Origin of the sequence: Kluyvera sp. Awk 3, assembly GCF_028069715.1 — a bacterium.
GTDB lineage: Bacteria > Pseudomonadota > Gammaproteobacteria > Enterobacterales > Enterobacteriaceae > Kluyvera > Kluyvera georgiana_A.
Genome location: NZ_JANEWH010000021.1, coordinates 1 through 19,148 on the forward strand (window position 1 = coordinate 1; position 19,148 = coordinate 19,148).

Below are 19,148 nucleotides of genomic sequence, written 5' to 3' on the forward strand. Positions count from 1 at the left end.
ACTCGCGACCCCGACCTTGGCAAGGTCGTGCTCTACCAACTGAGCTATTCCCGCTTGGGTGTGTCTACTGCTTTCAAATTTTGGAGCGGGAAACGAGACTCGAACTCGCGACCCCGACCTTGGCAAGGTCGTGCTCTACCAACTGAGCTATTCCCGCTTGGGTGCGTCTACTGCTTTCAAATTTTTGGAGCGGGAAACGAGACTCGAACTCGCGACCCCGACCTTGGCAAGGTCGTGCTCTACCAACTGAGCTATTCCCGCAAAATCTGGCAATTTTTGTTGCTGTCGTAATTCGCATTTCTGCTTCGTTACGGGAGGCGCATTATACGAGAATTCTTTCCCCCTGCAACCCCCCCTGAAGCGATTTTTTAAAAAATTCGTTCAACTGCTGGATAAATCGGCAGGTTGATTACTTTAACGCCGATTCACCCCGTTTTCACCTTAAAGTTGAATAAAATGCTCGCGATAGTAGGCCAGTTCCGCCACCGACTCGCGGATATCATCCATTGCCTGGTGAGTGCCCTGCTTTTTAAAGCCCGGCAGAATTTCCGGCTTCCAGCGACGCGCCAGCTCTTTCAGCGTGCTCACGTCCAGATAGCGGTAGTGGAAGTAGGCCTCCAGCTCCGGCATGTATTTAAACAGGAAGCGACGGTCCTGACCGATGCTGTTGCCGCAGATGGGCGATTTGCCCGCCGGAACCCACTGCTTGAGGAACTCCAGCGTCGCCAGTTCGGCTTCACGGTCGCCCATAGTGCTCGCCTTCACGCGATCCACCAGGCCGCTGCCGGTATGGGTACGCACATTCCAGTCATCCATCAGCGCCAGTTGAGCATCAGACTGATGGACAGCGATGGTTGGCCCTTCCGCCAGGATATTGAGCTGCGCGTCGGTCACCAGCGTCGCGATTTCAATAATGCGATCGCGCTCGGGATCCAGGCCAGTCATCTCCAGATCGATCCAAATCAGGTTGTTTTCATCTGCACTCATGCTATTTTCCACCCTTCTTGTCATACCTGCCGCGGTAGGTTAACTAGTATTAATTAGCGTGTATCATAGAGGTTTTGCCCGATATGGGCGACCAGGAGTCAGCACGATTGAGTAAAAATAAACTCTCCAAAGGTCAGCAGCGCCGCGTTAAGGCTAACCACCAGCGCCGCCTGACAACAGCCGCGGAGAAGCCCGATTACGACGATAATCTGTTTGGCGAAGCCGCCGAAGGCATCGTCATCAGCCGCTTTGGGATGCACGCCGACGTGGAGTCCGCCGATGGCGAAACCCACCGCTGCAACATCCGCCGCACTATCCGTTCGCTGGTCACCGGTGACCGCGTCGTCTGGCGTCCGGGGAAAGCCGCTGCTGAAGGCGTCAACGTAAAAGGGATCGTCGAAGCGGTTCACGAGCGTACTTCGGTACTCACCCGTCCGGACTTTTACGACGGCGTGAAGCCGATCGCCGCCAATATTAATCAGATCGTCATCGTCTCCGCCATTTTGCCGGAGCTGTCGCTGAATATTATCGACCGTTATCTGGTGGCCTGCGAAACGCTCAACGTCGAGCCGCTGCTGGTGCTGAATAAAATCGATCTACTGGACGATGAAGGCATGGCGTTCGTCAACGAGCAGATGGATATCTACCGCAAGATTGGCTATACCGTTCTGATGGCGTCCAGCCATACTCATGATGGTCTGAAACCGTTGGAAGAAGCGCTGACTAACCGCATCAGTATTTTTGCCGGGCAGTCTGGCGTCGGAAAATCGAGCCTGCTGAACGCTCTGCTGGGACTGAACGACGACCGCATTCTGACCAACGACGTATCCGACGTCTCAGGTCTGGGCCAGCACACCACCACCGCGGCGCGCCTGTATCACTTCCCGCACGGCGGCGACGTGATTGACTCCCCCGGCGTACGTGAATTTGGCCTGTGGCACCTCGATCCGGAACAAATCACCAACGGGTTTGTCGAATTCCATGACTATCTCGGCCACTGTAAATACCGCGACTGTAAACACGACACCGACCCAGGCTGCGCCATCCGCGAAGCCGTAGAGGAAGGGAAGATCGCCGAGACGCGTTTTGAAAATTATCACCGCATTCTGGAAACCATGGCGCAGGTAAAAACGCGTAAAAACTTTTCAGACATCGATAATTGAGAACTATGATTTTGCCGACTGACATTTGCGTCAACTCTCGCTAGAATCGGCCGCTTTTCTTTAAAGATCCAACGCCTGGCGTTGGATCAGGATCGACACATAATGGCCTGGAGGCTACCTTGTTAAACTCGTTTAAACTTTCACTGCAATACATTCTGCCTAAACTGTGGCTTACGCGTCTCGCAGGCTGGGGTGCGAGCAAACGAGCGGGATGGCTGACCAAACTGGTTATCGATCTGTTCGTGAAGTTCTACAAGGTCGATATGAAAGAGGCGCAGAAGCCGGATACCGCCAGCTACCGCACCTTTAACGATTTCTTCGTTCGTCCGCTGCGTGAAGACGTCCGCACGGTCAACACCGACCCAAGCGTACTGGTGATGCCCGCCGACGGCGCGATCAGCCAGCTTGGCGCCATTGAAGACGACAAAATTTTGCAGGCGAAGGGCCACAACTATTCGCTGGAAGCGTTGCTGGCCGGCAACTACATCATGGCCGACCTGTTCCGCAACGGCACCTTCGCCACCACCTATCTGTCGCCGCGCGACTATCACCGCGTCCACATGCCGTGCAACGGCATCCTGCGCGAGATGATCTACGTGCCGGGCGATCTGTTCTCCGTCAACCACCTGACCGCGCAGAACGTACCGAACCTGTTTGCGCGTAACGAGCGCGTTATCTGCCTGTTCGATACCGAATTCGGCCCGATGGCCCAGATTCTGGTGGGTGCGACCATCGTTGGCAGCATCGAAACCGTGTGGGCCGGCACCGTCACCCCGCCGCGCGAAGGCATCATCAAACGCTGGACCTACCCGGCGGGCGATCAGGAAGGCTCCGTTGCGCTGCTGAAGGGCCAGGAAATGGGCCGCTTTAAGCTGGGCTCAACGGTCATCAACCTGTTTGCGCCGGGCAAAGTGACGCTGGTTGAGCATCTGCAAAACCTCTCCGTCACCCGTTTGGGCGAGCCGCTGGCCGTCTCTACCGAAGCGGTAGCCGAACCGGAAGCGGTTGTTGAAGCTGTTGCAGAAACCGTGGTAGAGCAGGACGTCGCCCCACAGGCTGACGACACGCAAGAAAAAAGCTAATAACCAAATAAGGGTCTGACGTGCGCCTGATTATCACTTTACTGATGGCCTGGTGCCTCAGCCAGGGGGCGTTCGCAGCGACCGCCCCCAACGCCCGGCAAATTGCCCAGGAATTAGAACAGGCGAAAGCGGCGAAGCCCGCTCAGCCTGATACCGTCGAGGCGCTGCAAAGCGCCCTCACCGCGCTGGAGGAGCAGAAAGGCTCGCTCGAACGTGCCGCGCAGTACCAGCAGGTTATCGACAACTTCCCCAAACTTTCCCAGACGCTGCGCAATCAGCTCAACAATCTGCGTGATGAACCACGTCAGGTGCCGGATGGCATGACCACCGACGCGCTGAACCAGGAGATTTTGCAGGTCAGCAGCCAGCTACTGGAAAAAAGTCGCCAGGCTCAGCAGGAGCAGGAACGCGCCCGCGATATTGCCGACTCCCTCAACCAGCTTCCGCAGCAGCAGACCGACGCCCGCCGCCAGCTCAACGACGTTGAACGCCGTATCGGCACCCAGACCGGCAATACGCCGCTGGCGCAGGCGCAAAATCTGAGCCTGCAGGCCGACGCCAGCAAGCTGAAGGCGCTGGTTGATGAGCTGGAGCTGGCGCAGCTTTCCGCCAACAATCGCCAGGAGCTGGCGCGCATGCGCTCAGAGCTGGCGCAAAAGCAGGGCGAACAGCTCGACGCCTACCTGCAAGCTTTACGCAATCAGCTTAACAGTCAGCGCCAGCGCGAAGCGGAACGCGCACTGGAAAGCACCGAATTGCTGGCGGAAAACAGCGAAAACCTGCCGGCCAGTATCGTGGAACAGTTCAGAATCAACCGTGAGCTTTCCCAGGCGTTAAACCAGCAGGCGCAGCGCATGGATCTGGTCGCTTCCCAGCAGCGGCAGGCGGCAAACCAGACGTTGCAGGTACGCCAGGCGCTGAACACCCTGCGCGAACAGTCGCAGTGGCTCGGTTCCTCCAATCTGCTGGGCGAAGCCCTGCGCGCGCAGGTTGCACGTCTGCCGGAGATGCCGAAGCCGCAGCAGCTCGATACCGAAATGGCGCAGTTGCGCGTTCACCGTTTACGTTATGAAGATCTGCTCAATAAGCAGCCGCAGCTGCGACAAATTCGCCAGGCTGACGGCCAGCCGTTGACCAGCGAAGAAAATCGCATTCTGGAAGCCCAGCTGCGCACCCAGCGCGAGTTGCTGAACTCGCTGCTGCAGGGCGGCGACACGTTGATTCTTGAACTGACGAAACTGAAAGTCTCCAACAGCCAGCTGGAAGACGCGCTCAAAGAGGTGAATGAAGCCACTCACCGCTATCTGTTCTGGACCTCCGACGTGCGGCCTATCGACTTCAGTTGGCCGATTGAAATTGTGCAGGACCTGCGCCGGCTGATTTCGCTCGACACCTTCAGCCAGCTCGGCAAGGCCACCATGATGATGCTCACCAGCCGTCAGACGCTGTTCCCGCTATTCGGAGCGCTGCTGTTGGTGGGCTTCAGCATCAGCTCCCGTAAACACTTCACGCGCTTCCTGGAGCGTTCCAGCGCCCGCGTCGGTAAAGTCACCCAGGATCACTTCTGGCTGACCATGCGCACGGTGTTCTGGTCAATTCTGGTGGCGTCTCCGTTGCCGGTGCTGTGGGCAACGCTGGGCTATGGTCTGCAGGAGGCGTGGCCCTACCCGCTTGCCGTGGCGATAGGCGACGGCGTCACCGCTACCGTGCCGCTCCTGTGGGTGGTGATGATTTGCGCCGCCTTCGCTCGCACCAACGGCCTGTTTATTGTTCACTTTGGCTGGCCGCAGCTCCGCGTGGCGCGCGCCATGCGCTATTACCTGATGAGCATCGGGCTTATCGTGCCGCTGATTATGGCGCTGATCATGTTCGATAATCTCAACGACCGTGAGTTCTCCGCATCGCTCGGTAGGCTGTGCTTTATCCTGATCTGCGGCGCGCTAGCGGTGGTCACGCTCAGCCTGAAGCGCGCCGGAATTCCGCTCTATCTCGACAAAGAAGGCAACGGTGAAAACCGCATCAACCTGCTGCTGTGGAACCTGATGACCGGCGCGCCGCTGATCGCCATTTTCGCCGCTGCCGTGGGCTACCTCGCCACCGCGCAGGCTCTGCTGGCGCGCCTGGAGACCTCGGTAGCCATCTGGTTCCTGCTGCTGGTGATTTACCACGTCATCCGCCGCTGGATGCTGATCCAACGCCGCCGTCTGGCCTTTGACCGTGCTAAACACAAGCGTGCCGAAATGCTGGCGCACCGCGCCCGCGGCGAGGAAGAAACGCATGCCACCAGCCTGGAAGGGTCTGCCGAGCAGGAGGTGAGCGAAGTGAACCTCGATACCATCAGCGAGCAGTCGCTGCGTCTGGTACGCTCCATTCTGATGCTGATCGCGCTAGTGTCGGTGATCATCCTTTGGTCGGAAATCCACTCGGCGTTTGGCTTCCTCGAAAACATCTCCCTGTGGGACGTGACCTCAACGGTGCAAGGCGTGGAGAGCATTGAACCGATTACCCTCGGCGCCGTGCTCATCGCCATTCTGGTGCTGATTATCACCACCCAACTGGTGCGTAACCTCCCCGCGCTGCTGGAACTGGCGATTCTGCAGCACCTGTCGCTGACACCGGGCACCGGCTATGCCATTACCACCATCACCAAATATCTGCTGCTGCTGATAGGCGGGCTGGTTGGGTTCTCGATGATTGGCATTGAGTGGTCGAAGCTGCAGTGGCTGGTCGCCGCGCTCGGTGTCGGTCTCGGCTTTGGCTTACAGGAGATTTTCGCCAACTTTATCTCCGGCCTGATCATCCTGTTTGAGAAGCCGATTCGTATTGGCGATACGGTCACCATTCGCGACCTGACCGGCAGCGTGACCAAAATCAACACCCGCGCCACCACCATCAGCGACTGGGACCGCAAAGAGATTATCGTGCCGAACAAGGCCTTTATCACCGAGCAGTTCATCAACTGGTCGCTGTCGGATTCGGTGACCCGCGTGGTGCTGAGTATTCCGGCCCCGTCGGATGCAAACAGCGAAGAGGTGGCGCAAATCCTGTTAACCGCCGCGCACCGCTGCTCGCTGGTGATTGACACACCTGCGCCGGAAGCGTTCCTTGTGGATTTACAGCAGGGGATTCAGATTTTCGAGCTGCGTATCTACGCCGCCGAGATGGGCCACCGTATGCCGCTGCGCCACGAGCTGCACCAGCTGATTCTGGCGGGCTTCCGCGAGCACGGTATTGATATGCCGTTCCCACCGTTCCAGATGCGTCTGGAAAGTTTGAACGGTAAGAAATCCGCCACTACGCTGACCTCAACGGGCCGCGCCAGCCGCACGCCAGGCAGCCTGTAACAAAGGGGCTCGGTGCGCCCCCTCTCCCTTGCAAAGGGAGAGGGCTGGGGTGAGGGTTTAGCTCTATGCCAGAATGCCTCTCCCCAGCACCGTTAGATGCTGATTGTTTATTGAGTGCTCTTCCTGACTTTTCCTGTGCTGCCTCTCACCACCAGCGTCACCGGTAGCATCTCATCCGCCGCCGTGGCCTCTTCCAACAGCAGCCCTACCGCCCGGTAGCCCAACTGATGTTTATCTACCGCGATGGTAGTTAGCGCCGGACGGCTCCAGGCGGCGGGCTCAATATCGTCAAAGCCGACAATCGCAATATCCTGCGGTACACGGAACCCGCGCTGTTCGCAGATATTCATCGCGGCAATCGCTGTCACGTCGTTGTAGGCAAAAATGGCGTCCGGCGGCTCCGTCAGCGACAGTAGCTCATTCATCGCCGCGATCAGCGACTGGCTGGTATCCACCAGCGGCGAGGCGATCACTTCATACTCCGGCGGCATTATCATTTGCGACTCGTACAGCGCCTGACGGTAACCCTTCTCACGCTGGCGAATACTGTAGTGCGTGGCCGTGCTGGCGAGGAAAGCAATCCTCCTGCGGCCCGTGTCTATCAGGTGACGCGTCGCCAGATAACCACCACGCTGATTATCGACGTTAACGCACGGCAAGCCCGGCGCCCACAGATCAACCAGTACCATCGGCAGTTGGGTTTTCTGTACGGCCATAATCAGCGTACTTTCAAAGTAACCTGCGCAGATCAGCGCGTCGGGATGATGTAGCGCGATCTGCTCCTCAACGTTATCGCCGGGGCCGATCGACAGAAAGCTCATCGCGATCCCTTTTTCGCGGCAGTGATCTTCCACGCCCAGCAGCAGCAGCGAGTAAAACGGCAGCGCGCGGGCGATATCATGCTGACGATGGAGCAAAAACAACACGCGTTTTACCTTATCGCCGCGCAGACGGGAAAAGTCATACCCCATCTCCTGCGCCACCGCCATCACCCGCTGGCGGGTCTCCTCTTTAAGCCCCGGCTGCCCTTTTAGCGCCCGGGACACTGCAGCAACGGAAAGCCCGCACGCCTCGGCAATACTTCTGATCCTGACCGGCTTCGTCATGATACTCCCAAAAAGAAACAAATTTTTGTTCACTATAGTTTTATGCGCTTTTCACCGCAACGACCAATTTCCAGCCCCCCACGGCAACGCGCTGCCATGTATGGATAATGCCGCTATCTGCATGAAAAATATTGCTCAGATCGCGGCTAAACATGATCGTATTCACGCTTCGCCAACGGCTTTCTTTCCCTGAGCACGGGTTAATTTTTAAAGTAACAGTATCTTGTTTACTAAAAATGAGGTTTTATATGTTACTGGCAAAGGGTGTTAAGCAAGAGAACTACCTGCTCTCCAGCATCTGGTTTCTCTTTTTCTTCATCTGCTGGGGGGCCTGCTTCCCCTGGCTGTCACTGTGGCTCACGGAAAAAATCGGCATCGATTCCACGGAAGTCGGCATGGTGTATACCTGCATCGCCATCGTGGCCGTGGTCTTCCAGCCGGTTTTCGGCATACTGGCCGACAAGCTCAATTTCCGTAAGCATCTGATGTGGATGCTGGCCGGTCTGATGATCGCCTTCGCTCCTTGGTGGATCTTCGTTTTCGCGCCGCTGCTGAAAATAAACATCATCGCCGGGGCCCTGGCGGGCGGCGCGTTTATCGGCCTGGCGTTTGGTTGCGGCTGCGGGATTTGCGAAGCGTGGATCGATAAAGTCTCGCGCCTCGAAGGCTTCGAATTTGGCCGCGCCAGAATGTGGGGCGGCATCGGCGCGGCGGTCGGAACGTTTATCTCCGGCAAGCTGTTTGCCATCAATCCCGATTATATCTTTATCATGGCCAGCTGCGCGGGGCTGGTGCTGGCGGTACTACTGTGCTTCTTCCGTCCTGGCCAGCAGGGCGGCATGGACGCGCTGAATCCACAGCGTCTGAAGATCGATCGCGGCGACGTGTTCGCCCTGCTGAAAACCCGCCGCTTCTGGTTCCTGGTGCTCTACATGGTGGGCGTCGGCGCGGTATATGAAACCTACGACCAGCAGTTTGCCGTTTACTACAGCAGCTTCTTCGAAACCCGTGAACGCGGCGCGGAAGTGTTTGGCTACCTCTACACGGTGCAAATCTTCCTTGACGCACTGACCATGTTCTTCGCCCCGGCGATCGTCAACCGCATCGGGCCGAAGAACGCCCTGCTCTACTGCGGCTTTATTATGGCGTTCCGCATTATCGGCAGCGCGATGGCCACTGGCCCGATCCTGATATCCACCATGAAGCTGCTGCACGGCTTTGAAAGCTCAATTCTGATTATCGCCACGCTGAAATACATCTCAGCCAACTTCGACTGGCGGCTCTCCGCCACCGTCTACCTGATTGGCTTCCAGTTCGCCAAACAGTTCAGCCAGATTTTTATGAGCACTGCCATCGGCAACATGTACGACGTGATGGGTTTTAAAGAGTCCTACACCATCCTTGGCGCCATCGCCCTGTGCTTCACCGTTATTTCCGTCTTTACGCTTTCAGGCAACCGGGTGCTGCAACCCGCGCCTGCGGCTTAACTCTGTCATTCAGGAGTCGCTATGTCAGCCTTATTTACCGTGATTGAAAACGGCATCACCATGGTCTTTGATTTACAAGATCGGGCGCGCCTGCTGCACTTTTCCGCCCTACCGTTCGATGCTGAAACCCTCGGACACAACGCCGATGAACTGTCGCGTTTTAACCTGGTGGAGGTAAACATCTCCGGCCTTGATAAGCCGCTGGAGCGCCACGGCGCGGGCTTCACCGCCACCGCGCCTGGCTATACGCTTCGCTATCGCCAGCATCAAGATACCCGCAACGCCGATGGCCGCAAGCTGGTATTTACGCTGTTCGATAGGAATACCGCCGCCGAGGTAGAAGTACACTATCAGTTTTATACCCGGCTCTCACTGCTGCGAAGCTGGAGCGTCATCCGCAACCAGGGGAATGCGCCGTTTACCGTTGAGTACCTCTCCAGCTTTGTGATTAACGGCATCGAGAAAGAGAGCGCCAAAAACTGGGGCGACAATTTTAGCCTGCACGTTCCCCACAACAGCTGGACCCGCGAGCTACAGTGGCGGCAATATACCTTCGACGAACTGGGCTTTATGCCATGCATCCAGAAGGGACTGCAGCGCTCATCCAAGCCGTTGCACTACACCAACACCGGAGCGTGGTCGAGCAAAGAGTACCTGCCGATGGGCTATCTGGAAGATAAACACACTGGCGCAGGCCTGTTCTGGCAGATTGAGCACAACGGCTCCTGGCACTGGGAGATTGGCGATCAGGCCAACCATCTGTACCTGCAAATCGGCGGACCGAACGAGTTTTACCATCACTGGTTTAAACACCTACAGCCGGGCGATGAGTTCAGCTCGGTGCCGGTGGCGGTTGGCGTGACAAAATCGGGCTTTACCGACGCCATCGCGACTCTCACGCAGTACCGCCGCCGCACCCGTCGCGTTAACGACGATAACCAACGGCTGGGCGTCATCTTTAACGACTATATGAACTGCCTGTTCGGCGACCCCACCACCGCGAAATTGCTGCCGCTTATCGATGCCGCCGCCGAGGCGGGCGCGGAATACTTCTGCATCGACTGCGGCTGGTATGACAAAGGCGAATGGTGGAACGGCGTGGGTCAGTGGCAACCGAGCGCCGAGCGTTTCCCGGAAGGCATTCAGTACGTGATTGGCTACATCCGCGAGAAGGGATTGATCCCCGGCCTGTGGCTGGAGCTGGAGGTGATGGGCGTGAAGTCGCCGAAGCTGGCGGAAACCGACGACAGCTGGTTCTTTATGCGCCACGGTAAGAGGGTGTTTGACCGCAGCCGCTACCAGCTGGACTTCACCAGCCCGGCGGTACTGCGCCACGCCGACGAGGTTATTGACCGTCTGGTCACCGAATACGGCGTGGGCTACATCAAAATGGATTACAACATCGAACCGGGGATCGGTACCGAGCAACACGCCGACAGCGCCGGTGACGGCCTGCTTAAACACAACCGCGCGTATCTGGCGTGGCTCGATGCGGTCTTCGCCCGCTATCCGCAGCTGATTATTGAAAACTGTGGCAGCGGCGGTCTGCGCATGGACTACGCGATGCTGAGCCGCTGCTCGATTCAGTCCACCAGCGATCAGGAAGATTATCTCAAGTACGCCACCATTGCCGCCAACGCGCCAACGGCGGTGACACCTGAACAGGCCGCCATCTGGTCCTATCCGCTACGCGACGATGATGAGCAGGCGGTGATCTTTAACCAGGTGTCGGCGATGCTGCTGCGCATACACCAGAGCGGCCATCTGGCGGAGCTGTCCGGGCAAGGATTCCGTCAGGTACAGGATGCGATTCGCTACTACAAGACCCTACGCCAGCAGCTAAAAACGGCGCTGCCGTTCTGGCCGCTGGGGCTATCGAGCTTCACCGACGAGTGGGTAGCGCTGGGGATGCAGGCCGAGGATGGAAAAGTGTGGCTGGCGGTGTGGCGACGCGAAGGCGATCAGGCGAGCTGTGAACTCTCACTGACCGGGCTGAAAGGTAAGATAGTTCAGGGATATCCATCCACCGTGCAACACGCAACGGCCTGGGACAATGACGTATTAACGGTCACGATGCCGCCACGCTCGGCGGCGATTTTTGAGATTAGGCGTTAACAAACTGCCGGGTGGCGCTGCGCTTACCCGGCCTACCATTGCATCGTAGGCCCGATAAGCGTAGCGCCATCGGGCACTATTCCGTCGCCAGACTCGGCTGAACGTTGACACGGCGGTGATAGTTTTCATAAATCGCCATCGCCAGCAGCGAGAAGAAGATTGGCCCGCCGATCATCCACAGCGCGCTGCTCCAGTCTCCCGCCTCAATCACCGGCTGAATAACGGTAAAGATGTTGGCAAACGTCACCACCAGCACCACCACACTCGTCGCCAGCACGGTCGACATTTTGGTTTTGAAAATCACGAATGGGCGTTCAAGGCCTGCTTGCACTTTAAAGAACGGGAAGGCCAGCGCGAGGAACAGGTACGGCAAAGTCATCGACACGTTCGCCATCAGCGTCAGTTTGTTGTAGAACGCCGATGCGGTATCGCCGCCAAACGACACCAGCAGGATAAACAGACTCACCAGCACGCACTGCATCCACATTGCCGTCGACGGCATGCCGTTTTCATTCAGCCGCGTCATGGAAGCGGGCCACAGCGCCTTCGGCGTGCCCTGAATAATCGCCTTCAGCGGCGAATAGCTGAGGGTAAAGAATGCGCCAGTATAGGCGAGGAACATCGACAACCCGGTAATACGCGCAAACCACACACCGACACTTGCCGCCGCTTCCGGCGACATGTGCAGCGCGTTGCCCAGTGTGGAACCGAGGCTGGTCATCAGCACGTAGGTAATATTGCCAAGGTTAACCGAACGGTCGCTGAGAATTTGCTGCCAGTTAGTGCTCACGCCCCACAGGAAAATCGCCAGTGAATAACCGATAGAAATAACAATTGCAGCGAATACAATCCCTTTGGCGAAGTTCTTTTCCGGCTTATCGGTTTTATCCACCAGACCGCCCACCGCTTCAATACCGCCGTAGGCAAAGATGGCGAAGACCACAAACGATAATACCGCCAGGCCAGATTGATAACCTGGGTTTGGTGAAGCGGTGAAATTAATCGGCTGGGCAAAGTGACCGCCGTTTAATAACAAAATCGCAATACTGACTAACAATAAAACTAAATTAAGACACATCACGGCGATACCGCCGACGGCGGTAATACGGGCGATTTTATTAATCCCTTTCGCCGCTACGGTGGTGACCAGTACCATCCAGATGACAGCCAGCAGGCCCACGACCTGGGTCGATTGCAGCCCCGCAACGCCCCAGTGCTGGGTCATATCCGAACCAAACAGGAACGTTGAAAACGGCACCCACACTTTCGCGGAAGTGCTGACCATCCAGATAACGTAAGACGAGAACCACATAAAGGTGCCAATAAACGCATAGCGTGGGCCTACGCTGTTATTCATCCAGGAATAGATCCCGCCCTCTTCTTTGCGGTAGGCCGATCCCATCTCAGCCATCATTAAAGCAAATGGAATAAAAAATAATAATGCTGAAAATATATACCAGGTGATGGCGCTATATCCCATCAGGTAAAACGCGGATGGACTATTGGCAAAACCAAAAACAGACGTAAATATCATTAGGATGAGACCGATCAGGCTCATCTTTTTTATTGATGGGGTCATTTGACCCTCCCTTAACTCTGGATCGTTTTTTTACACGTCGACAGGGCTACGCGCTGCAAACTTGTCAGAAACAAGGCAGTGGGGAATCGACGCGAGAATGTGCTGGCCGGATGATAGCAAATAACCAGAACTTTCTTGTGACCATAAAAGGGATTTAGGGATGATATGACTAGAAAATGGCGCATAAAGCGCCATTTTATTTTGTGAAAGTGAACGTTATCGAACTTATGCCCGATCCACGCTAAACGCCAGCACCTCAGACAAGGTCTCGACACCTAGCGCCAGCATAATCAGGCGATCGACGCCCAACGCTACGCCAGAGCAGTCCGGCAGACCGGCTGCCAGCGCGTCCAGCAGATTTTGATCGATCGGCTGCTGCGGCAGACCACGCGCGGCGCGTTTGCGGTTATCCTGCTCGAAACGCTGCTGCTGTTCGCGCGCGTCGGTCAGCTCGTGGAAACCATTCGCCAGCTCCATCCCTTTAAAGTACACCTCGAAGCGCTCAGCGACGCGATGATCTTCAGCGCTAATCTGCGCCAGCGATGCCTGGCTTGCCGGGAAGTGATAAACGAACGTCGGACGATCTTTACCAATGTGCGGTTCAACGCCGAAGGCAAACAGCAGTTGCAGTAACGTATCGCGATCTTCTTCGTTATCTGCGACGTTGCTGAGGTCGAGCTTCGCCGCCACTTCGCGCAGCAAGGTTTTATCGGCCGACAGCGGGTCAATTTCCAGATGGCGCTGGAACGCCTGCTGATAAGAAAGACTTTCCGCCGGTTGACACTCCAGCACCTGCTGCAGCAGATCGTCCACTTCGTTGATCAGGCGATACATATCGAAGTGTGGGCGATACCACTCCAGCATGGTGAATTCCGGGTTATGGTGACGCCCCATCTCTTCGTTACGAAAACTTCTGCACAGCTGAAATACCGGGCCACATCCCGCTGCCAACAGGCGCTTCATGTGGTACTCCGGGCTGGTCATCAGATAAAGGTTCATCCCCTGGGAATGACCCGGACCGACGAAACGCGTCTCAAACGGGACCAGATGTACGTCAGTCACCGTCGCCTGGCTCATGCATGGCGTCTCCACCTCCAGTACGCCGCGGTCAGCAAAGAAGCGACGGATTTCCGCCATCAACGCCGCGCGTTTTAACAGGTTAGGGATGGATGCGCTCGGCTGCCAGGTTGCCGTCTCGCTCATGGTTTTTTCTCCGATTTCAGACAAGGGCACGAAGTCTACCCGCAAGCGGCACATGACACAAATATTGCTCAGTAATTTCTCGCAGGGCAGAACAGAAGATTTCCTTAGGTAATTCCAGAACGTAATTCATCAGCTACAGTGATAAATAAAGCGCACATAACGACAAAAAAATCGAACACATCAAATTTCCCCATCAACCCGGCGGGTATACTGCTTTACCCATAAAGGAGCAGTGGAAACGTTTTTGCGCAGGCCACGTGATATCCCCCCACGTAGCGTGTTGTGAAATAACAATAATCTGGAGGAATGTCGTGCAAACCTTTCAAGCCGATCTTGCCATTATAGGCGCAGGCGGAGCGGGACTACGTGCTGCCATCGCAGCCGCTCAGGCCAACCCGCAAGCCAAAATTGCTTTGATCTCAAAAGTTTACCCTATGCGCAGCCACACCGTGGCCGCAGAAGGCGGTTCCGCCGCCGTCGCACAGGACCATGATAGCTTCGAGTACCATTTTCACGACACCGTCGCCGGCGGCGACTGGCTTTGCGAACAGGACGTCGTCGATTACTTCGTCCATCACTGCCCAACCGAAATGACCCAGCTAGAACAGTGGGGTTGCCCGTGGAGCCGCCGTCCTGATGGCAGCGTTAACGTCCGTCGCTTCGGCGGAATGAAGATTGAACGCACCTGGTTCGCCGCCGATAAAACCGGCTTCCACATGCTGCACACCCTGTTCCAGACCTCCTTACAGTTCCCGCAAATCCAGCGTTTTGATGAACACTTCGTCCTCGACATTCTGGTCGACGACGGTCAGGCCCGTGGCCTGGTGGCGATGAACATGATGGAAGGCACGCTGGTGCAGATTCGCGCCAACGCGGTGGTCATGGCGACCGGCGGCGCGGGCCGCGTGTATCGCTATAACACCAACGGCGGCATCGTTACCGGCGACGGCATGGGCATGGCGTTAAGCCACGGCGTCCCGCTGCGCGACATGGAATTCGTTCAGTATCACCCGACGGGTCTGCCGGGTTCCGGCATTCTGATGACTGAAGGCTGCCGCGGTGAAGGCGGTATTCTGGTCAACAAAAACGGCTACCGCTATCTGCAGGACTACGGCATGGGCCCGGAAACCCCGCTCGGCGAGCCGAAGAACAAATATATGGAGCTGGGCCCGCGCGACAAAGTCTCCCAGGCCTTCTGGCACGAATGGCGCAAAGGCAACACCATTCCGACGCCGCGCGGCGACGTGGTCTACCTCGACCTGCGCCACCTCGGCGAGAAAAAGCTGCTGGAGCGTCTGCCGTTTATCTGCGAGCTGGCGAAAGCCTACGTGGGCGTCGATCCGGTGAAAGAGCCGATTCCGGTGCGCCCGACCGCGCACTACACCATGGGCGGCATCGAAACCGACCAGCAGTGCGAAACCCGCATTAAAGGGCTGTTTGCCGTCGGCGAATGTTCCTCCGTGGGCCTGCACGGCGCTAACCGCCTCGGTTCCAACTCGCTGGCGGAACTGGTGGTCTTTGGCCGCATGGCCGGCGAACAGGCGATGGCCCGCGCGGCCACAGCCGGTGAAGCCAACGGCAGCGCGCTGGACGCGCAGGTCAGCGACATCGAAAACCGTCTGAAAGCGCTGGTGAACCAGGAAGGCAACGAAAACTGGTCGAAAATCCGCGATGAAATGGGCCTGTCGATGGAAGAAGGCTGCGGCATCTACCGTACGCCAGAGCTGATGCAGAAAACCATCGATAAACTGGCTGAACTGCAGGAGCGCTTCAAACGCGTACGCATTACCGACACCTCCAGCGTCTTCAACACCGACCTGCTCTACACCATTGAGCTGGGCCACGGTCTGAACGTCGCAGAATGTATGGCGCACTCGGCCATGGCGCGTAAAGAGTCGCGCGGCGCGCACCAGCGTCTGGATGAAGGCTGCACCGAACGTGATGACGTCAATTTCCTCAAGCATACCCTCGCCTTCCGCGACGCCGATGGCACCACCCGCCTCGAGTACAGCGATGTGAAGATAACGACCCTGCCACCGGCAAAACGCGTGTACGGCGCGGAAGCTGAAGCGGCCGAGAAGAAGGAGACGGCGAATGGCTGAGATGCAGAATTTAAAAATTGAAATCGTGCGCTACAACCCGGAAGTGGACAGCGCGCCGCACAGCGCCTTCTATGAAGTGCCTTACGATGAGCAAACCTCACTGCTTGACGCGCTGGGCTACATCAAAGATAACCTCGCGCCTGACCTGAGCTATCGCTGGTCCTGCCGCATGGCAATCTGCGGCTCCTGCGGCATGATGGTCAACAAGGTGCCGAAACTCGCCTGTAAGACGTTCCTGCGCGAATACCCGAAAGGCATGAAGGTAGAAGCGCTGGCCAACTTCCCGATTGAGCGCGATCTGGTGGTCGATATGACCCACTTTATCGAGAGCCTGGAGGCCATCAAGCCGTATATTATCGGCAACCCACGCACGCCGGAGCAGGGTCCCAATAAGCAAACCCCGGCGCAGATGGCGAAATACCATCAGTTCTCCGGCTGCATCAACTGCGGTCTGTGCTATGCCGCCTGCCCGCAGTTTGGCCTGAACCCTGAGTTCATCGGCCCGGCGGCGATTACCCTGGCGCATCGCTACAACGAAGACAGTCGCGACCACGGTAAGAAGGAGCGTATGGCACAGTTGAACAGCCAGAATGGCGTGTGGACTTGTACCTTTGTCGGCTACTGCTCCGAAGTGTGCCCGAAACACGTCGACCCGGCCGCCGCTATTCAGCAGGGAAAAGTGGAAAGCTCGAAAGACTTTCTTATCGCTACCCTGAAACCACGCTAAGGAGTGCATGATGACGACTAAACGCAAACCCTATGTACGGCCAATGCCGTCCACCTGGTGGAAAAAGCTGCCGTTTTATCGCTTCTATATGCTGCGTGAAGGCACGGCGGTGCCAACGGTGTGGTTCAGTATAGTGCTGATCTACGGCCTGTTTGCACTGAAGCACGGCGCGGAAAGCTGGGCAGGTTACGTCGGTTTTCTGCAAAACCCGATCGTCGTGGTGTTGAACCTGATCACCCTGGCCGCCGCGCTACTGCACACCAAAACCTGGTTCGAACTGGCGCCGAAAGCCGCCAATATCATCGTGAAAAGCGAAAAAATGGGGCCGGAGCCAATCATCAAAGGGCTTTGGGTTGTGACCGCGGTGGTCAGCGTGGTGATTCTGTTTATCGCCCTGTTCTGGTAAGGAGACTGGCATGATTAACCCTAATCCAAAACGTTCCGATGAGCCGGTATTCTGGGGCCTGTTCGGCGCGGGCGGCATGTGGAGCGCAATCATCGCGCCGGTGATGGTGCTGTTGGTCGGCATCCTGTTGCCGCTGATGGCCTCCGGCGACGCGTTCAGCTACGAACGCGTACTGGGCTTCGCTCAGAGCCTGATTGGCCGCGCGTTTATATTCCTGATGATCGTCCTGCCGCTGTGGTGCGGTTTACACCGTATTCACCACGCGATGCACGACCTGAAAATCCACGTGCCTAACGGCAAATGGGTGTTCTACGGTCTGGCAGCGATTCTGACGGTGGTAACGCTGGTCGGCGTGCTGTTTATTTAACCTAATTGGCGCTGTGCAGGGCCTGTAGGCCTGATAAGCGCAGCGCCATCAGGCGAATTGCCGGATGGCGGCTACGCCTTATCCGGCCTACAATGGCCGCCAAAACCTTAATGTGCGCTTATCTTTAAGCCAATAATCCCCACGACAATCAGCGCCAGGCTGGCGATACGCATCGGGCTGGCGGACTCGCCCAGCAGCAGAATACCGGTAATCGCTGCGCCTACTGCGCCAATTCCCGTCCAGACCGCATAGGCCGTGCCCACTGGCAGGCTTTTCATCGCCCACGACAGCAGCGCCATACTAACGACCATCGCCACGATGGTAATAACGCTCGGCACCAGACGGCTAAAACCGTGAGTGTATTTCAGGCCAACGGCCCAGACCACTTCAAGAAGGCCGGCAATAAAGAGAATTAACCAGGACATGTTTGGCTCCATAACGATGGGGCCGTCCCCGGATGAGAGATACGCTTACAGGTCGTCCCGCAAGGTGTTAGAAAAAACACGGGCAGTATAGGACACGAAAAACGACGGTACAACAGCGTGTTGTACCGTCACTATGGATTTATTGCTGCGCCTTGGTTGCTGCCCCAGAAATCGCGCTACCACCGTCTGAAATATCTTCACCAATGCCTCGTGTCGTATTACAGGCGGTCAGGGCAGAGGAAAGAACCAGAACCGTAAAAAATGCTGCAATCGCTTTTTTCACCATAATGTCATCCTTAATAGCCAGTTTTCGTTATCTTGCTTCATAAGCATAGACAACTTCACCCAGCATGTTGGATTTGAGCGATTTTTTTCAGACTAAGACGAAGCGGCAAAACGATAAGGGGAATGGCTGGCGCAGCAGGGCTGCTGCGCCGAACGGATCAAAGCATGAATTACTTCACGCGGGATACGTATTCGCCGGAGCGGGTATCCACTTTGATCACTTCGCCAATCTGGACGAACAGCGGAACTTTAACCACTGCGCCAGTAGACAGGGTAGCCGGCTTGCCGCCAGTACCTGCGGTGTCGCCTTTCAGACCTGGATCGGTTTCAACGATTTCCAGTTCTACGAAGTTCGGCGGGGTCACTGCGATCGGCTGGCCGTTCCACAGGGTCACGATGCACTCAGCCTGGTCCAGCAGCCACTTCGCGTTGTCACCGATCGCTTTCGCGTCAGCGGACAGCTGTTCGAAGGTTTCGTTGTTCATGAAGTGCCAGAACTCACCGTCGTTGTACAGGTAAGTCAGGTTCATATCGATAACGTCTGCGCCTTCAGCGGAATCGGTAGATTTGAAGGTTTTCTCTACGCGGGTGCCGGTCAGCAGACGACGCAGCTTAACGCGTGCGAACGCCTGACCTTTACCTGGTTTAACGAATTCGCTGGCTTCAACCGCGTACGGTTCGCCGTCCATCATGATTTTAAGACCAGCACGGAAATCGTTGCTATAGTAAGTCGCCATAAGGCCCTCTGAAATTGTTAAATGGTAGCTAAG

16 protein-coding genes and 2 tRNA genes are annotated in these 19,148 nt (G+C 56.7%); 9 read left to right on the top strand and 9 right to left on the bottom strand.

Features of this window, described 5'->3' with window-relative positions; translation table 11 throughout:
- Nucleotides 1-81: 81 nt before the first annotated feature.
- The 3 genes from NNN71_RS06765 to orn form a co-directional block, all read right to left on the bottom strand.
- Nucleotides 82-157 (bottom strand) — tRNA-Gly (locus NNN71_RS06765).
- A 28-nt stretch (nt 158-185) separates the two neighbouring features.
- Nucleotides 186-261 (bottom strand) — tRNA-Gly (locus tag NNN71_RS06770).
- 180 nt (nt 262-441) lie between these two features.
- Entirely contained in the window at nt 442-987 is a 546-nt protein-coding gene (gene orn, locus NNN71_RS06775; protein WP_223803457.1) for an oligoribonuclease, read from the bottom strand.
- Nucleotides 988-1,094: 107 nt separating this feature from the next.
- Between orn and rsgA the strand changes: the two genes are divergently transcribed.
- The 3 genes from rsgA (at nt 1,095) to mscM (ending at nt 6,576) form a co-directional block, all read left to right on the top strand.
- Complete coding sequence (gene rsgA / locus NNN71_RS06780; RefSeq protein WP_271458165.1) at nt 1,095-2,150, top strand: small ribosomal subunit biogenesis GTPase RsgA; 1,056 nt, start codon at nt 1,095-1,097, stop codon at nt 2,148-2,150.
- A gap of 119 nt (nt 2,151-2,269) precedes the next feature.
- Nucleotides 2,270-3,232: an archaetidylserine decarboxylase gene (asd, locus tag NNN71_RS06785; RefSeq protein ID WP_167577065.1), complete on the top strand. Its 963-nt coding sequence runs from the start codon at nt 2,270-2,272 to the stop codon at nt 3,230-3,232.
- A gap of 20 nt (nt 3,233-3,252) precedes the next feature.
- A complete protein-coding gene (mscM, locus tag NNN71_RS06790) occupies nt 3,253-6,576 on the top strand; it encodes a miniconductance mechanosensitive channel MscM (RefSeq protein ID WP_163447358.1) in 3,324 nt (1,107 codons plus the stop codon).
- Nucleotides 6,577-6,683: 107 nt separating this feature from the next.
- Here the strand turns inward: mscM and NNN71_RS06795 are convergent, their stop codons facing one another.
- Nucleotides 6,684-7,682: a LacI family DNA-binding transcriptional regulator gene (locus NNN71_RS06795; protein ID WP_167577067.1), complete on the bottom strand. Its 999-nt coding sequence runs from the start codon at nt 7,680-7,682 to the stop codon at nt 6,684-6,686.
- Between the two features lie 248 nt (nt 7,683-7,930).
- Between NNN71_RS06795 and NNN71_RS06800 the strand changes: the two genes are divergently transcribed.
- The gene (locus NNN71_RS06800) at nt 7,931-9,169 is read left to right on the top strand and encodes an oligosaccharide MFS transporter (RefSeq protein ID WP_163447356.1); all 1,239 of its coding nucleotides are present in this window, start codon (nt 7,931-7,933) and stop codon (nt 9,167-9,169) included.
- Between the two features lie 21 nt (nt 9,170-9,190).
- Entirely contained in the window at nt 9,191-11,284 is a 2,094-nt protein-coding gene (locus tag NNN71_RS06805) for a glycoside hydrolase family 36 protein (protein WP_271458166.1), read from the top strand.
- 76 nt (nt 11,285-11,360) lie between these two features.
- Here NNN71_RS06805 and yjeM read toward each other — a convergent pair whose 3' ends face one another.
- Together yjeM and epmA are read right to left on the bottom strand one after the other, a co-directional pair.
- Nucleotides 11,361-12,863, bottom strand: coding sequence for a glutamate/gamma-aminobutyrate family transporter YjeM (gene yjeM, locus NNN71_RS06810; protein ID WP_271458167.1), 1,503 nt, complete (start codon nt 12,861-12,863; stop codon nt 11,361-11,363).
- 225 nt (nt 12,864-13,088) lie between these two features.
- Nucleotides 13,089-14,066: an elongation factor P--(R)-beta-lysine ligase gene (gene epmA / locus NNN71_RS06815; protein ID WP_065356629.1), complete on the bottom strand. Its 978-nt coding sequence runs from the start codon at nt 14,064-14,066 to the stop codon at nt 13,089-13,091.
- A 311-nt stretch (nt 14,067-14,377) separates the two neighbouring features.
- Between epmA and frdA the strand changes: the two genes are divergently transcribed.
- From frdA to frdD, 4 genes are read left to right on the top strand one after another with little or no spacing between them, the layout of a single operon-like run.
- Complete coding sequence (frdA, locus tag NNN71_RS06820; RefSeq protein WP_271458168.1) at nt 14,378-16,168, top strand: fumarate reductase (quinol) flavoprotein subunit; 1,791 nt, start codon at nt 14,378-14,380, stop codon at nt 16,166-16,168.
- On the top strand, nt 16,161-16,895 hold the full coding sequence (locus tag NNN71_RS06825) for a succinate dehydrogenase/fumarate reductase iron-sulfur subunit (RefSeq protein ID WP_167577071.1): 735 nt from the start codon (nt 16,161-16,163) through the stop codon (nt 16,893-16,895). Before frdA ends, NNN71_RS06825 begins: the two co-directional genes overlap by 8 nt.
- 10 nt (nt 16,896-16,905) lie before the next feature.
- Nucleotides 16,906-17,301, top strand: a complete 396-nt coding sequence (gene frdC, locus NNN71_RS06830) for a fumarate reductase subunit FrdC (RefSeq protein WP_064546818.1) — start codon at nt 16,906-16,908, stop codon at nt 17,299-17,301.
- Between the two features lie 10 nt (nt 17,302-17,311).
- Entirely contained in the window at nt 17,312-17,668 is a 357-nt protein-coding gene (frdD, locus tag NNN71_RS06835; RefSeq protein WP_064546815.1) for a fumarate reductase subunit FrdD, read from the top strand.
- 107 nt (nt 17,669-17,775) lie between these two features.
- Here the strand turns inward: frdD and sugE are convergent, their stop codons facing one another.
- The 3 genes from sugE to efp form a co-directional block, all read right to left on the bottom strand.
- Nucleotides 17,776-18,093 (bottom strand): quaternary ammonium compound efflux SMR transporter SugE, encoded by a 318-nt coding sequence (gene sugE / locus NNN71_RS06840; protein ID WP_167577072.1) that lies wholly within the window; start codon nt 18,091-18,093, stop codon nt 17,776-17,778.
- A gap of 139 nt (nt 18,094-18,232) precedes the next feature.
- The gene (gene ecnB / locus NNN71_RS06845) at nt 18,233-18,379 is read right to left on the bottom strand and encodes a lipoprotein toxin entericidin B (RefSeq protein ID WP_035894229.1); all 147 of its coding nucleotides are present in this window, start codon (nt 18,377-18,379) and stop codon (nt 18,233-18,235) included.
- 169 nt (nt 18,380-18,548) lie between these two features.
- Nucleotides 18,549-19,115: an elongation factor P gene (gene efp, locus NNN71_RS06850; protein WP_163447350.1), complete on the bottom strand. Its 567-nt coding sequence runs from the start codon at nt 19,113-19,115 to the stop codon at nt 18,549-18,551.
- Between the last annotated feature and the right edge of the window lie 33 nt (nt 19,116-19,148).

Bases quoted from the DNA above. Each gene is read 5' to 3' on its own strand.
- sugE (WP_167577072.1), bottom strand. From the start codon at position 18,093: ATGTCCTGGTTAATTCTCTTTATTGCCGGCCTTCTTGAAGTGGTCTGG.
- frdD (WP_064546815.1), top strand. From the start codon at position 17,312: ATGATTAACCCTAATCCAAAACGTTCCGATGAGCCGGTATTCTGGGGC.
- orn (WP_223803457.1), bottom strand. From the start codon at position 987: ATGAGTGCAGATGAAAACAACCTGATTTGGATCGATCTGGAGATGACT.
- frdC (WP_064546818.1), top strand. From the start codon at position 16,906: ATGACGACTAAACGCAAACCCTATGTACGGCCAATGCCGTCCACCTGG.
- efp (WP_163447350.1), bottom strand. From the start codon at position 19,115: ATGGCGACTTACTATAGCAACGATTTCCGTGCTGGTCTTAAAATCATG.
- yjeM (WP_271458167.1), bottom strand. From the start codon at position 12,863: ATGACCCCATCAATAAAAAAGATGAGCCTGATCGGTCTCATCCTAATG.
- epmA (WP_065356629.1), bottom strand. From the start codon at position 14,066: ATGAGCGAGACGGCAACCTGGCAGCCGAGCGCATCCATCCCTAACCTG.
- NNN71_RS06805 (WP_271458166.1), top strand. From the start codon at position 9,191: ATGTCAGCCTTATTTACCGTGATTGAAAACGGCATCACCATGGTCTTT.
- NNN71_RS06795 (WP_167577067.1), bottom strand. From the start codon at position 7,682: ATGACGAAGCCGGTCAGGATCAGAAGTATTGCCGAGGCGTGCGGGCTT.
- NNN71_RS06825 (WP_167577071.1), top strand. From the start codon at position 16,161: ATGGCTGAGATGCAGAATTTAAAAATTGAAATCGTGCGCTACAACCCG.
- NNN71_RS06800 (WP_163447356.1), top strand. From the start codon at position 7,931: ATGTTACTGGCAAAGGGTGTTAAGCAAGAGAACTACCTGCTCTCCAGC.
- ecnB (WP_035894229.1), bottom strand. From the start codon at position 18,379: ATGGTGAAAAAAGCGATTGCAGCATTTTTTACGGTTCTGGTTCTTTCC.